This window comes from Nocardiopsis oceanisediminis, from assembly GCF_048595525.1.
GTDB classification, from domain to species: Bacteria; Actinomycetota; Actinomycetes; order Streptosporangiales; family Streptosporangiaceae; genus Nocardiopsis_A; species Nocardiopsis_A oceanisediminis.
On record NZ_JAFMZJ010000001.1, the window covers coordinates 4,549,975 to 4,564,821 of the forward strand.

Below are 14,847 nucleotides of genomic sequence, written 5' to 3' on the forward strand. Positions count from 1 at the left end.
CGCGGGTTCGGGGGCGCGGAGCCGGCACGGCCGGCGCCGCAGGTCATGGTGCCCCGCCGCCCGCGGTGGTCACTCCGGTCCGGTCAGCAGTGCGCGGCCACGGAGGCCGCGGCGGCCATGACGGAGCCCTGGGCGTCCTCGTCCGCGGAGATGCCGCTCTTGGACTCCAGCAGGGTCTGCAGCTCGGCCTCGTCGAGCCCGGTGAGGCTGGACAGGTCGAGCGCCTCGCCCTGGTCGGCGACGACCTCGGCCTCGGCGGCCTTGATCTGCGCGGCGAGGTCTTCGATGTTCTGCGTGACAGCAGGCATTACTACCTCTTTCCTTTGATGGTGCTTTCATCGCCGGCACGCACTTCTCCGACGACTCCAGAACATTAGCCAGGTGGCACGAAGGCCAGTCAAGACGGTTTCCGCCTTTCCGGTCAGCACCCCCGAAAAAAGGCGCACCCGGGCTGGTGCGCACCCCGCGCCACCGCCCTGATCAGCCTGGACCGCGCACCGCCGGCGTCCCGCCGGCGGTACATCCGCTGCGGCGAAGGGCCGGGCCCGGCCGGGGTGAAGCGGGTTCGAAAAACAACGGAAAACACCGTTCAGCGCGTCCGTTCGCATTTTCGCGCCGACCCCCGAGACATTCGCCGCACCCCCTGGTAGCATCCACCGGCCTTCTAGACGTCTGGAGATGCCGCCATGCGCGTGTTGTTCACCAGTTACGCCGAGCCTTCGCATTTTCGGAATATGGTCCCGCTGGCCTGGGCCTTTCTCGCGGCCGGGCACGAGGTGCGGGCGGCGGGCCCGCCGGAGCTGATGGAGACGGCCGCCGGCGCCGGGCTGACCGGGGTTCCGGTGGGCAGGGACAGCGTCATCCGCTCCTTCCTGGGGCGCCGCCCGCACCTGTCCCGGATGACGCGCTCGGACGACCGGCCGCCGTTCGGGAGGGGGGACGCCCCGGAGGAGGAGATCGACTGGGAGTACCTGCACTCGGGGTATGCCGACTCGGTCAACTGGCTCTTCCGGATGGTGAACGACCCGATGATCAACGACCTGGTGGAGTTCGCCCGGGAGTGGCGGGCCGACCTGGTGGTCTGGGAGCCCGGCACCGTCGCGGGGGCCATCGCGGCGAAGGCCGCCGGGGCGGCCCACGCCCGCATCGTCCTCGGCCTCGACTTCTACGGCCGGATGCGCGAGCTCTTCGTCAAGCGCCGCGACGAGGAGGCCGGCCGGCCCGATCCCCTCGCGGAGTGGATCTCCGCCCGGATCGGCAGGTTCGGCGGGGAGTTCTCCGAGGACATGACGACGGGGATGGCGACCATCGAGCAGTCGCCCGAGGCGATGCGGATGCCCACCGGGCGCCCGGTCGTCCCCGTCCGCTACGTCCCCTACAACGGGAGGTCGGTGGTGCCCCGGTGGCTGTGGCGGGCCCCCGAGCGCCCCCGGGTCTGCTTCAGCCTCGGCGGTTCGGTCAAGGACCCGGTCGCCCCTTCCGCGGTGCGCATCCCGGAGATCCTGGAGGCCCTGGCCGACCTGGACGCCGACGTCGTCGCGACCTTCCCCGCCGAGGACGTGGGCACGCTGCCCGGCAACGTCCACCCGGTGGGGTTCGTCCCGCTGAACGCGCTGCTGCCGCACTGCTCGGTCTCGGTCAACCACGGCGGCTTCGGGTCGCTCAACACCGCGCTGATCAACGGGCTCCCGCAGCTCGTGATCCCCGAGTTCTTCGACGCCCCGGCGAAGGGGCGCAGGATCTCCGCGCTGGGGGCGGGGCTCACCCTCACCGCGGAGGAGGCGACGGGGGACGCCGTCCGCAAGGGCCTGGAGGAGCTGCTGAGCGCCCCCGGCTTCCGGGACAGGGCGGCGGAGCTGCGGGACGCGTCCGCGCGGATGCCCTCCCCCGCCGAGGCCGTGCCCCGCCTCCTCGGCCTGGCCGGCGAGCGGATCTGAGAGTAGGGAGGGAAGGGCCATGAGCACGACCAGCGGCGTCCGGGCCAGGGTGCGGACCCTGGCACTGGACGTGAAGGACATGACCGCCGGCCTGGAGCCGGGCGAGCGGGAGGCGCCCGGAGGGGTGGGGCTGGACGCCCTCGACGGGTTCGGCCTCGTCCACCTCGTCCTCTACATCGAGGAGGAGTTCGACCTGGCGGTCCTGGAGAGGGTGGGGTCCGCCGACTGGGCGACCTCCGACGACATCGCCGACTTCCTCGTCCGCGAGTTCCCGGAGCTGGCCGGCGCCCCGGAGGGTCCGGACTTGCCCTGACGCGGCGTGAAGCCCTCACTGTGGGGTCCGACGGACTCCGCTTCGAGACGAGGGACGCATGCTCCGCCACCCCAGGGTCGCCGCCTTCCTGCGCTGGCTGCCGTTCATCATCATCGCCGCCAACCTGTTCCTGGTGTTCGCGGGCGTGGTGAACGTGGCGCAGGCCGCGGTGCTGATCGCGGTCCTGGAGGCGTGCCTCCTCGGGGTGGTCGTCGCCGAGTTCGCCGCCATCCGCATCGCCTTCCGCAAGGCCCGGGCCCGGGGGGCGAACCGCGTCCAGGCCGCCATGGCGAGCCTGGACGCGTGCCTCCCTCCCAGCGTGGCGTTCCTGGTCAAGCAGGAGCTGCTGGTGACCCTGGCCTTCCCCCGGCTGTTCCGGCGGGGCTCCCCGGAGGCCGGGGCCACCGCCGTGCCCTCCTCCGGGCCGACGGGGGCGATCTCCGCGGGCATGCTGGCCGTCACCGTGCCCGGCTGCGTGCTGTCCCTGCTCTTCGTCGGCGGGCCCGACTGGCTCCGCTGGGTGCTGTTCGGGGTCTCGCTCTACTTCGCCTTCTACGCCGTGGGCCTGTGGGCGCTCTATGACTCCAACGGGCACCTGGTCGGCCCGCGGACGCTGCGCGTGCGGCACGGGGCCACCACCGACGTGGCCTTCCCCCTGGACGAGGCGGCCTCCGCCCGCGTCTCCCCCGAGGCGCACCGGGGCGGGCCGGTCTCGGTCGACGGCGGCACCCTCACCGTCACCATGTTCGGCAGGACCAACGTCGACGTCGAGTTCGCCTCCCCCGTTCCGGCCGTCTTCTTCGACCGGGACGAGGCCGCGGTGACCCGGGTCCGGTTCTTCGCCGACTCCCCGGAGAGGGCCGTCGCCGCCATCGAGGAGCGCCTCTCCCGCACTTCCCGGTGACGCGCCGGCGCACCGGAGTCCACCGCCCCGAACCGAGGAGGGAAAGGCGCCTGCGGCGGAGGCGCGGAGGCGGGCCGGCGCCTCCGGCCCCATTCGATTGAAAAAGGCGTTCGGTTCCATCCGAGCGCCGGCATCGACGAGATCCCGAGGGTCGCCCGCGCGCACCGCTCCACCCCGCCGGTCCGCGCCGGACAGCCAATGCGACCCTCGCGGTCCCCTGTGCGCATTTCCCTTTCCGGGTACCCCTGAACCGCTCGAATAGGGGTTCCTCGGAACCGGCGGCCCAGCCGGGATAAGGGCCCCTATATTTCACCCGGCAAGCGTAGGGGAACGCCTCGTCAAAGCCTGCATCACACTCGGTGACGGCCTTTAATTAAGAGTATTTTCGCAGGTCAAGCGGGAAGTTCTGCGTCCACCGAAGGCGATCTTCCACATCGGGGAACCGACCGGAAGCCGTATGGACAACCCACTGCCGACTCGGCCAGACTTACCTCGACCCGGACACGGACGAGCGCCCCCTGGACAGGGCTGCACTTGATTTGTATAGTTCAACAAAAATCCGGGATGTCCAGTTTGAGAAGATTGCCATTGATTGTTGTCGCGAACAGGCAACCCCCGACCCGCAACAAAGGGAATGGTGATGTCATTGTCTCGGTCGAGCTCGAGCGGAGTCCGTGCACCAAACGATGTCGACTCGGGCTTCTCCGATGTTAACGCCAATAACGTTTTCTGGGAACTACCGGAAGGCGATTCCCTGTCCTCATTCCTCGGCAGGCTGGGGGTCGATTCGACCGGCCTTCTCGCCGGCACTTCGCTGATAATTCCGCAGCGGCTCTCCATCGAGGAATGGGAGGAGCTGGGCGACCGGCTCTTCGCCTGCTGGGAGTCGATGAGCTGGTGGATCGGCGACTGGCTGGTCTACGGGCAGGACAACTACCCCGACCGCTACAAGGTGGCCGTCCAGAGGACCGGGCTGAGCTACCAGACCCTGCGGAACTACGCCTGCGTCGCGCGGAAGTTCAGCACGGACCGGCGCCGGCAGAGCCTGAGCTTCCAGCACCACGCCGAGGTCTCCGGCCTGCCCCCGGAGGAGCAGGACCGCTGGCTGGAGCGCGCGCTGAAGTTCGCCTGGTCCCGGAACGAGCTGCGCCGCCGGATCAAGGCCTACCAGCTCAACGGGGCCAAGGGCGAGTCCCGCGACATCAGGTTCCAGGTCCAGGCCAGCCCCGACATGAAGCAGCGCTGGGCGATGGCGGCGAAGGCCCACAACGAGAGCCTGGACGCGTGGATCGTCAAGGTCCTCAACCAGGCCGCGTCCGCCGTCGGCGAGCACGGCCCGTCCCCCGTCCCGGCCGACGGGCCGGCCGCCGGCTGACGCCGGCCGCCCGCGCCGGGCACCGGACCCGCCGGGCGGGGGCGCGGAGGAGCCCGGCCTCCCGGGCCGAGCGGTTCGAACAGGGCGGGGACTCTGACCACGTCCCCGGCCCGCGCCCCAGGGCCGACGTCCTTCCGCAGTGCCGAGAAACGCGGCGACCGAACCGTCGGTACGGCCACCGCGCAGGGAGAGGTCGCATGTTCACCGATCTGAACGAGTTCCACGCCTGGTTCGCCCACCGGAACCGGGAGCAGAGGCACCGGGTCACCAGGATCGACCTGGACCGGATCGAGGGGTGGTCCGCCGACCCCGTGACCGGGAACCTCTCCCACCGCACCGGCCGGTTCTTCAGCGTGGAGGGGCTGGACCTGACCCGCTCCGGGCGCGGGGCGGAGGCATGGCAGCAGCCGATCATGGTCCAGCCGGAGCGGGGCGTCCTCGGGATCCTGGTCAAGGACTTCGGCGGCGTCGCCCACTGCCTGCTCCAGGCGAAGATGGAGCCGGGCAACGTCAACGGCCTCCAGCTCTCACCGACCGTGCAGGCCACGGAGAGCAACATCTCCGGGGTGCACGGCGGCAGGGCGGTGCCCTACCTGGACTACTTCGCCGCCCCCAGGAGCGGCCGGGTGCTCTCCGACGTCCTCCAGTCCGAGCAGGGCTCGTGGTTCCTCACCAAGCGCAACAGGAACATGATCGTCCGGGTCGACGGGGACGTCCCCGTGCTGGACGACTTCTGCTGGCTGAACTTCGCGCAGATCTGCGCCCTCCTCCGCGTGCCCGACCTGGTCAACATGGACGTCCGCACCGTCCTCGCCGGCGCGGCGGCCCTGCGGCTCCGGGAGGGCGACGCGGCCGCGGACACCTTCCGCGGCGCGCTGGCCCGCTCGTGGCGGGCGGAGGACCCCCTGCACTCGATGGTGGAGGTCCTCAGCTGGTTCACCGAGGCGAAGGGGCGCTGCACCCTGGCCCGGCGCCCGGTCCCCCTCGCGAAGGTCGAGGGCTGGCGGCACCGGGACGGCGCCATCGTGCACGAGCGGGGCCTGCACTTCTCGGTCATCGGCGTGTCGGTGGAGGGCAGCGGCCGGGAGGTGGCCGGCTGGCAGCAGCCGATGTTCGAGCCCCGGGGCCAGGGCGTCATCGCCATGCTCGTGCGGCCCATCCGGGGCGTGCTGCACCTCCTGGTCCAAGCCCGGATCGAGACCGGCTCCCTGGACGGCGTGGAGATGGCGCCCACGGTCCAGTGCCGGCCGGAGAACTACGAGGGGCTCCCGGAGGAGCGCCGCCCCCTGTTCCTGGACGAGGTCCTGGGCGCGCCGGCCGAGCGGATCCGCTTCGACAGCGTCCACTCCGAGGAGGGCGGGCGCTTCTACCACGCCCGCAACCGCTACCTCATGGTCGAGGCCGGGGACGGCTTCCCGCTGGACGTCCCCGACGACTACACCTGGATCACCCTGCGGCAGATGACCGAGTTCGTGAAGTACGGCCACCACCTGAACGTCGAGGCCAGGAGCCTGCTGACGTTCTGCGGTTTCTACGAGGAGGAATGACGAGTGACCATCCAGGTCTGGGACTACCTCCCGGAGTACGGGACGGAGCGGGAGGACATCCTCGACGCGGTGCGGAAGGTCTTCGCCAGCGGCCGCCTCGTGCTCGGGGAGAGCGTGCGGGGCTTCGAGGAGGAGTTCGCCGCCTACCACTCCACCGCCCACTGCGTCGGCGTCGACAACGGCACCAACGCCGTGCGGCTGGCCCTGGAGGCGCTCGGGGTCGGGCGCGGGGACGAGGTGATCACCGTCTCCAACACCGCGGCGCCCACCGTGGTCGCCATCGACGGGACCGGGGCCGCGCCCGTCTTCGCCGACGTGCGCGCCGAGGACCACCTGATCGACCCCGGCCTGGTCGAGGCCGCGGTCACCCCGCGCACCAAGGCCATCGTCCCGGTCCACCTGTACGGGCAGTGCGCCGACATGGAGCCCCTGCTGGACACCGCGCGCCGGCACGGGCTGGCGGTGGTGGAGGACTGCGCGCAGGCGCACGGCGCGCGCCGGAACGGGGCGCTCGCCGGGACGCTGGGCGACGCCGCGGCCTTCTCCTTCTACCCGACCAAGGTCCTCGGGGCCTACGGGGACGGCGGCGCCGTGCTGACCGGCGACGCGGAGACCGCGGCGGCCCTCCGCCGGCTGCGCTACTACGGGATGGAGGAGACCTACCACGTCGAGCGCACCCCCGGCCACAACAGCAGGCTCGACGAGGTGCAGGCCGAGATCCTCCGGCGCAAGCTCACCCGGCTGGACCGCTATATCGAGCGCCGCCGGGAGGTCGCCCGCCGCTACCGGGAGGGGCTCGGCGACGTCTGCGGGCCCGGCGGCCTCGAACTGCCGTCGACCGCCCCCGGCGGCGAGCACGTCTACTACGTGTACGTCGTCCGCCACCCGGAGCGCGACGAGATCCTCCGGCGGCTGCGGGAGGAGTACGACATCGCGCTGAACATCAGCTACCCGTGGCCGGTGCACACCATGCGCGGCTTCGCCCACCTCGGGGTCGCGGAGGGGGCCCTCCCGGTGACCGAGTCGCTCGCGCGGCGGATCTTCTCGCTCCCGATGTACCCCTCCCTGCCCGAGGCGGTCCAGGACCGGGTGATCGCCTCCCTGCGCGAGGTCCTGCGGACCCTGTAAGGCCCGGCCGGATCCCGCGCGGGACCGGGGCGGGGCGCCCGCCCCTCGGAACGAGTGAAGGTGAGAGCGTGTACGGAGCGGAATTCACCGAGATCTCCGATCTCGTCTACCAGGGCCGCGGCAAGGACTACCGGGCCGAGGCGGAGTACATCGGAGGGCTGGTCCGCGGCAGGATGCCGGGGGCGGCCTCCCTGCTCGACGTCGGCTGCGGGACCGGCGCCCACCTGGAGGCGTTCGGGGAGTCGTTCGGCGACGTCGCGGGGCTCGACGCGTCCAAGGACATGATCGAGGCCGCGCGGGCGAAGGACCTGCGGGCCGCCCTGTACCAGGGGGACATGTGCGACTTCGACCTCGGCCGGTCGTTCGACGCGGTGACCTGCCTGTTCGGGTCGATCGGCCACCCCGAGTCGTTCGCGCGGCTGACCGACGCGCTGCACTGCTTCGCCCGGCACCTGGTCCCCGGCGGCGTGGCGGCGGTCGACCCCTGGTGGTTCCCGGAGACGTTCCTGGAGGGGTACGTCTCCGGCGACGTCGTCACGGAGGGGGAGCGCACCGTCGCCCGGGTCTCGCACTCCGTGCGCAGCGGTGACAGCTCGCGGATGGAGGTGCACTACACCGTCGCGGACCGGGGGTCGGGCATCCGGCACTTCACCGAGACCTACACGGCGCGGCTGTTCACCAAGGCGCAGTACGAGGCCGCGTTCGCGGACGCGGGATTCGACGCCGAGTACATCGAGGGGGTGCAGCAGGGCCGCGGCCTGTTCCTGGCGGTGCGCCGCCCGGCCCCCGCCTGCGCCTCCCCCGAGCCCATCGAAGACTGAGCGAAAGGCGGAACGACGTGTCCAAGGACCAGCGGCCGCACCGGTCGCCCTCCCCCGCCGCGGTGCAGACCCCGACGATGAGCGCACGGCCACTGGAGGTCGAAGGGGCCTTCGAGTTCACCCCGAAGGCCTTCCCGGACGAGCGCGGCGTCTTCGTCGCCCCGTTCCAGGAGCCGGCCTTCGCCGAGGCCGTGGGCGGCCCCCTGTTCCCCGTGGCCCAGTCGAACCACAGCAGGTCGAAGCGGGGCGTGGTGCGCGGGGTCCACTTCACCGCGACTCCCCCGGGGACCGCCAAGTACGTCCACTGCCCGCGCGGAAGGGCGATCGACGTCGTGGTCGACATCCGGACCGGGTCCCCGACGTTCGGCCGGTGGGACTCGGTCCTGCTCGACCAGGACGGCTTCCGGGCGATGTACCTCCCTGTGGGGGTGGGCCACGCGTTCATCGCGCTGGAGGACGACACGGTGATGTCCTACCTGCTCTCCGGCTCCTATGTGGCCGAGAACGAGCTGGCGGTCTCGCCGCTGGACCCCGAGCTCGCCCTGCCGATCCCCGAGGGCATCACCCCGGTCCTGTCCGCCCGCGACCGGGCCGCGCCCACCCTCGCCGAAGCCGGGTCCCGAGGCCTGCTCCCCTCCTACGCCCGCTGCCGGGAGATCGGGGAGGAGCAGTGGCGGTGACCGACCCCCGACCCCTGGTCGCCGTCCTCGGCGCCTCCGGCTTCATCGGCTCCTGGGTCGCCGACGAGCTCTCCCGGCGGCCGGTCCGGCTCAGGCTCGTGGCCCGGGGGCCGGTGCCCGAACCCGCGGGTGGCGCGGCCCGCGTCGAGGTGCGCAGCGCCGACCTCACCGCCGGCGGCGAACTCGCCCGCGCCGTCGAAGGCGCCGACGCGGTCGTCCACCTGGCGGCCAGGCTCGGCGGCGCGACCGGCTGGCGGGCGGCCGGCGGCGACGGCGGAGCCGAGCGCGTGAACGTCGGCCTGATGCACGACCTGATCGGCGCGGTGCGCGACCGCGGGCCGGCGGGTCCCCCGCCGGCGGTCGTGTTCGCGGGGACGACGACCCAGGTCGGCCTCGCCGACCGGACCCGGCTCGACGGCACCGAGCCGGACCGGCCCCGGAGCACCTACGACCGGCACAAGCTCGCCGCCGAGCAGGCTCTGAAGGAGGCCACCGCCGCGGGCGCGGTCCGCGGCGCCTCCCTGCGGCTGCCGACCGTGTTCGGACAGGCCCGCCACCCGGGGACGCGGGACCGGGGGGTGGTCTCCTCGATGGCCCGCCGCGCCCTGGGGGGCGACGCCCTGACGATGTGGAACGACGGCACCGTCCTCCGCGACCTGGTGCACGTCCGCGACGCCGCGCGCGCCCTCGTGGCCGCACTGGACCACGCCGACGCCCTCGCGGGCGGGCACTGGCTGGTGGGAAGCGGCAGCGGCGCCCGGCTCGGGGACGTCTTCTCCGGCATCGCCCGGCTCGTGTCCGAGCGCGTCGGCCGGCCGCCCGTCCCGGTGCTCTCGGTCGAACCGCCCGGCCAGGCCGAGGAGACCGATTTCCGCAGCGTGGAGATCGACCCGTCGAGGTTCCGGGACGCCACCGGCTGGCGCCCCGAGATCCCGCTGGAGGAGGGCCTGCGCCAGACCGTGGCCGCCCTCGCCGACCAGGCGGAGCGGGAGGAGCAGGAGAAGCGGGCGGAGCGGACAGAGCCGGGCCCCGCGCCCCGCGGCTGACCCCATTCCCCTTTCCCGTCCCCCCTTCCGCCTTCCCCTCCCCGATGATCGCGACGGCGCGGCCCGGCCAGCGAGCGCGGACAGGCCCCCAGCGCCAAGACCATCGGGGAGGGACGGGGGACGGAAGACGCCCGACCCGAGCGCGGCGCACCACGGGGCCGGGGCTCAGCCGGGCGGCGACGGCGGAGGAAGGGGCGGGGCGGAGGCCCTCGCCCGGGCGCGACACCTCGCGGAGCGAGGGTTCAGACCGGCGGCGACGGCAAGGGGAGGGGGACCGGCCGGTCGGTCGGGTGCGGCGCCTCGCGGGGCGAGGGTCCAAGCAAGCGGCGACGACGTAGGAGGGGGCGGGGCCGGGCACCCCGGCCGGGTGCGGCACCCCACGGGGCCGGGGTTCAGGCGGGCGGCGACGGCGGCGGTGGGGACCGGCCGGTCGGTCGGGTGCGGCGCCCCACGGAGCGAAGGCCCAGACCCGCAACGACGGCGCAGGCAGGGACGGGGCCGGGCGCCACACACGGGCGCGGCATCTCGCGGAGCCAGGGTTCAGACCGGCGGCGACGGCAAGGGGAGGGGCGGGTCGGAGGTCCTCGCCCGGGTGCGGCGGCTCGCGGGGCGGGGTTCAAGCGGGCGGCGAGGGCGGGGAGGGGGACCGGCTGGTCGGTCGGGTGCGGCAGAGCGGGCCGGGGCGCTCGGGGCGGCGGGGGCGCCGTGCCCGCGCCGCTTCGGCGGCGGGGCCGGCCGCCTGGAAACCACCACCCCCTATCTGACCTGGGCGAACACGAAGGGTGATGGTGGGGTGGGGGTGCCCTGCGCACCGCGAGAGCACCCCGGTGATTTCTGGGCGCCCATCCCGGGGCCGATCGGCCCTCGGAGGGCCCGAACCGCCTCGGTCGGGCCGGTGATCGCGGGTTCGAGCGGCCCGCAAGAGCACGAACCGGGGGGCCGGAACCCGGGCAGGGCGGGAGCGGGGGCGGGATGCCGCATTCGTCCTGCCGGGAGGCCCCGCTTCGGCCACTCTGCGTGACCGGCGAGGGGGTGGCGGGGCATCGGGGCCTACTACTCGCCGGTAGATGTCGTTGGGCCTGCTGCGGAGGTGCGCAGGGCGCCCCCGGTCGGCCCGATCCCCGCCGCCGCCCCGGCACAGGGGGCATGACCTCTGCCTTGGCGCGGGCGGCCCGCTCCCCATCTTTCCCGGGACGCCGCCTCCCCTGCCGGGCGCACACGCCGGGCCGGTGAGCACGGCGCCCGCCCGCTCCCGCCCCCGCCGCTGGTCTGAGCCTTCGCTCCGTGGGGCGCCGCGCCCGGGCGACCGCCTCCACCCCGCCTCCACCTGCGCCGTCGCCGCCCGCTTGAACCCCCGCCCTGCGAGGCGCCGCACCCGACCGACTGGCCGGTCCCCACCGCCGCCGTCGCCGCCGGTCTGAACCTCCGCTCCGCGAGGCGCCGCGCTCGGGCGACCGCCTTCCCCCGCCCCTACCTCCGCCGTCGCTGCCCGTTTGAACCCCTGCCCCGTGAGGTGCTGTACTCGACCGACTGGCCGGTCTCCCCTCTCCGCCCTCACTGCTGCCCTGAACCCCCGCCCCGTGGGGTGCCGCGCCCGGGCGACCGCCTCCCCCGCCTCCACCTGCGCCGTCGCTGCCCGTTTGGACCCCTGCCCCCGTGAGGTGCTGCACTCGACCGACCGGCCGGTCCCCTTCCTGTCGTCGCCGCCGGTCTGGACCCCGGCTCCGTGGGGTGCCGCGCCCGACCGACCGGTCCCCCCTCTCCGCCCTCGCTGCTGCCCTGAACCCCCGCCCTGCGAGGCGCTGCACCCGACCGACCGGCCTCTCCCCTTGCCGTCGCCGCCGGTCTGAGCCTTCGCTCCGTGGGGCGCCGCGCCCGGGCGACCGCCTCCACCTGCGCCATCGCCGCCCGTTTGAACCCTCGCCCCGTTGGGCGCCACGCCCGACCGACCGGCCGGTCCCCTCCTGCACCGTCGCTGCCCGCTTGAACCCTCGCTCCGGGGGGCGGCGGGGTCAGGGGGCCAGGGTGCCCTCCTGGTGGATCAGGTCGGCGGGGAGGTCGCGCCGGCGGGCCACCTTCAGCTTGCGGTAGACGCGGGTCAAGTGCTGCTCGACCGTGCTGACGGTGATCCACAGCCGGTTGGAGATCTGCCGGTTGGTCAGCCCCCGGGCCGCGAGGGCGGCCACTCGCAGCTCGGCCTCGGACAGCGTCTCGCTGTAGGGGGCGCCCTGGCCCGGACCGGTCCCGGGGGCGGTCTCGGGGGGCGCGCCCTTCCCTGCGTCCCGGGCCTCCGCCCCCGCTTCGACCGGGTCGGCGCCGCCGGGCCGCGCCGCGGCACCCGGCAGGATCTCCTCGCGCAGGACCCGCGCCCCGCAGGCGTCCGCCGCCTCCCAGGCCGCGCGCGCCGTCGTGTGCGCCCGGCGGGTGTCTCCGCTCCCCTGCTGGAGGCGGCTCAGGTCGTGCAGCGCCCGGGCCAGCTCCAGCCGGTCGCCGCCGACCCGCAGCGCCTCGACGGCCTCGGTGAGCAGCCGCTCGCGGTCGCCGGGGTCGGCGCACTCGGCGAGCAACCGGAGGGTGGCGCCGCGGGTGCGGTGCTGGCCGGCCCCGATCCGGCCGGACTGCGCCCCGATGAGGCGCCGCGCCTGCTCCCGGTCGCCCAGCCTCAGGTGCACCTCGGCGGCCGCGGCCCGCCACGGCACCACCGACGGCCGGTCCATGCCCCAGTCGAGCATGTACTCCCCGCACTGCATGAACTCGCCCAGCGCCGCGCGGATCCGGCCGGTCGCCGCCCAGTACCGGCCGCGCGCGTACATGTAGTGCAGGCCGGGGCGGGAGACCAGCATCTCCTCGGCCACCGGCCGCTGCAGCAGCCGCTCGGCCTCGTCGTACTCGCCGACCGCGGTGTGCGCCATGACCATGACCGCCATCGGACCGCCCACCGCCAGGCCGCTGCTCTCCGGCGTGATGTAGGTCAGCGAGAACCGGGCGTTGGCCAGCGCGCAGCGCAGGTCGCCCTGGCGCAGCGCCACCTCCGCGCGGACCGCCGCGAAGATCGCCTCCCAACCGGGCGACCGGCGCTCCGCGGCCTCATCGCGCAGCGAGTCCGACCAGTAGGCGGCCCGGTCCAGGCGGTCGGAGTAGACCATCGCCAGCAGGGCCGCCTCCACCGCGGCGTAGGTCTTCTCCGACAGCCGCGACCGCTCCAGCACCTGTTCGGCGCGGACCAGCACCGACCCGTCGGGGTCCCCGTACAGCACGTCGTGCAGCGCGGAGAAGGCGGTGAACCGGAGCCCGGCCGAGCGCACCCCGCTCCTCTCGGCGCCCAGCTGGGCGCTGACGAACGTCCCGCCGCCGCCCCCGGCGCGCGGCGGCGCGGCCGGCGGCTCCGCCCGGGGGGCGCCGGCGGACCGGGACGGCAGCCTGCGCAGCAGCAGCGGCACCCAGCAGGACAGCCACATCTCGGCGATGCGGAACTCGGGGTCGTCCTGGGCGTCGGCGTCCGCGCCGATCTCGATCAGCGCCTTGCGCGCCTCCGCGATGCGGCCGTACCAGACCAGGCAGACCACCAGCAGCAGCGCCTGCGGGGTGCCCAGCAGGCCGCGCTCCCAGAGCCGGTCCAGCAGGGCGAAGCGGCGCGCGGCCACGGCCGGGGCGCAGCGCCAGGACGCGGCGATGAGCAGGGCGCCCAGGCGGATCAGGGTGTCGTCCTCGGTCGCCGAGTGCACCGCCTGGTCCAGGCAGCTCACCGCCAGGTCGATCCGGTCCTCGGCCATGGCCTGCTCGGCGGCCCGCTCCAGCGCCGCCAGCGCCCACGGCGCGTCGCCCCACTTGGCGGCGACCAGGTGCGTGGCGACCAGCAGCGCGGGCTCGCCCTCCTCGTGCAGGAGCTCGGCGGCGCGCAGGTGCATGTCCTGCCGGTCGTCCTCGGGGATGTCGCCGAGCACGGCGTCGCGTGCGGCGGGGTGGCACAGCTCGTCCCCGTCGAGCAGCCCCATCGCCGTCAGCTCGTGCAGGTGGCGGCTGACGGAGCCGCCCTCGGCGCCTTCGAGCCGCTCGATGAGCGGTGCCCCGACCGGGCCGGCGACCGCCAGCCAGCGGGCGGTGCGCAGCGCGCCGGGCTCGCTGCGGTAGAGGCAGGTGAGGACCGCCTGCGCGTAGGCCTCGCCGGTGACCAGAGCGCCGTCGTGGTAGCCGTCCTCTCCCGGTCCGCGCAGGCCGCGCTCGGCCTCGTGGTCCTGCACCAGCGCGCGCACGAACAGCGGGCTGCCGCCGCTGGCGCCGTGGTAGGCCGGCGCCTGGCGGGCCGCCGCCTCCTCGGGGAAGGAGTCGGCCAGCACCCGGCGGACCCCGTTCAGCGACAGGCGGGGCAGCCACAGCGCGTGGCAGTTGGGCATCCGCATGAGCGCGCTGCGGAACATCTGGTACTCCGGCCACGAGCCCACCCGCTCGCTGAACAGGAACGCGAGCGGGCGGGAGAGCGCGTTCTGGGCGAAGTGCATCAGCACCTGCCGGGAGGCCGGGTCGACGTGGTGGATGTCGTCGGCGACGAGCAGGACCGGGGCCCCGGAGGGCGACCTCAGCAGCCCGGCGACCTCGCGGAGGTGGTGGGCGTGGAGCGGCTCCTCTGCGGAGCAGGGGGCCTCCTCCGCGGCCCTCGCCGCCTCCCCGACCGCCCTGGCCGCCTTCTCCGCCTCCTCGGGCGTCGCGGCCGCGCCGCTGACGAGCTGCTCGATGAAGGCGAGGGGGAGGCGGCGGTCGGCGACGGCCCCCTGGCCCGCGACGACGTGGCCCCCGAGCGACCGCGCGTACCCCCGCACCTCGCGCAGGAGCTCGGTCTTTCCGCTTCCGGCGGCACCGGAGACGAGGGCGATCTGACCGTCACCGGCGAAAGAGGCGTCGATGACAGATCTCAGCGAATCGAGTTCACGCGACCGTTCGACGAGCCTCACCAACACACGTCCTCCGTGTCCATCCGAGGCGTTCTGTGTTCACCTTGCGTGAAATGGGCTGGGCGAAACGACTCTACCCATACGCGTCCGATCGGTGACGGATATGAATTGGCGGGCGAATGCGGAGGCGGTGCCGCACGGAGCGCA

11 protein-coding genes are annotated in these 14,847 nt (G+C 73.9%); 9 read left to right on the forward strand and 2 right to left on the reverse strand.

Annotated elements, in window-relative coordinates:
- Positions 1-83: 83 nt before the first annotated feature.
- Complete coding sequence (tvaA, locus tag J0910_RS20245) at positions 84-308, reverse strand: thioviridamide family RiPP peptide (RefSeq protein WP_420160122.1); 225 nt, start codon at positions 306-308, stop codon at positions 84-86.
- A gap of 378 nt (positions 309-686) precedes the next feature.
- Here tvaA and J0910_RS20250 point away from each other — a divergent pair, with 378 nt between their 5' ends.
- From J0910_RS20250 to J0910_RS20290, 9 genes are all read left to right on the forward strand, one after another.
- Positions 687-1,937: an activator-dependent family glycosyltransferase gene (locus tag J0910_RS20250; RefSeq protein WP_420160123.1), complete on the forward strand. Its 1,251-nt coding sequence runs from the start codon at positions 687-689 to the stop codon at positions 1,935-1,937.
- A gap of 19 nt (positions 1,938-1,956) precedes the next feature.
- Complete coding sequence (locus J0910_RS20255; RefSeq protein ID WP_420160124.1) at positions 1,957-2,250, forward strand: hypothetical protein; 294 nt, start codon at positions 1,957-1,959, stop codon at positions 2,248-2,250.
- A 58-nt stretch (positions 2,251-2,308) separates the two neighbouring features.
- Positions 2,309-3,154, forward strand: coding sequence for a hypothetical protein (locus J0910_RS20260; protein WP_420160125.1), 846 nt, complete (start codon positions 2,309-2,311; stop codon positions 3,152-3,154).
- Between the two features lie 646 nt (positions 3,155-3,800).
- Positions 3,801-4,529: an LmbU family transcriptional regulator gene (locus J0910_RS20265; RefSeq protein WP_420160126.1), complete on the forward strand. Its 729-nt coding sequence runs from the start codon at positions 3,801-3,803 to the stop codon at positions 4,527-4,529.
- A gap of 197 nt (positions 4,530-4,726) precedes the next feature.
- Entirely contained in the window at positions 4,727-6,076 is a 1,350-nt protein-coding gene (locus tag J0910_RS20270; RefSeq protein ID WP_420160127.1) for an NDP-hexose 2,3-dehydratase family protein, read from the forward strand.
- Positions 6,077-6,079: 3 nt separating this feature from the next.
- Positions 6,080-7,204, forward strand: a complete 1,125-nt coding sequence (locus J0910_RS20275; protein ID WP_420160128.1) for a DegT/DnrJ/EryC1/StrS family aminotransferase — start codon at positions 6,080-6,082, stop codon at positions 7,202-7,204.
- Positions 7,205-7,272: 68 nt separating this feature from the next.
- On the forward strand, positions 7,273-8,025 hold the full coding sequence (locus J0910_RS20280) for a class I SAM-dependent DNA methyltransferase (RefSeq protein WP_420160129.1): 753 nt from the start codon (positions 7,273-7,275) through the stop codon (positions 8,023-8,025).
- Between the two features lie 77 nt (positions 8,026-8,102).
- Entirely contained in the window at positions 8,103-8,705 is a 603-nt protein-coding gene (locus J0910_RS20285) for a dTDP-4-dehydrorhamnose 3,5-epimerase family protein (protein ID WP_420162028.1), read from the forward strand.
- Entirely contained in the window at positions 8,702-9,751 is a 1,050-nt protein-coding gene (locus tag J0910_RS20290; RefSeq protein ID WP_420160130.1) for an NAD-dependent epimerase/dehydratase family protein, read from the forward strand. The genes J0910_RS20285 and J0910_RS20290 overlap by 4 nt, the downstream gene beginning before the upstream one ends.
- A 2,012-nt stretch (positions 9,752-11,763) precedes the next feature.
- On the opposite strand, the gene J0910_RS20295 is transcribed toward J0910_RS20290, so the two are convergent.
- Positions 11,764-14,700: a helix-turn-helix transcriptional regulator gene (locus J0910_RS20295; RefSeq protein WP_420160131.1), complete on the reverse strand. Its 2,937-nt coding sequence runs from the start codon at positions 14,698-14,700 to the stop codon at positions 11,764-11,766.
- Positions 14,701-14,847: the final 147 nt, after the last annotated feature.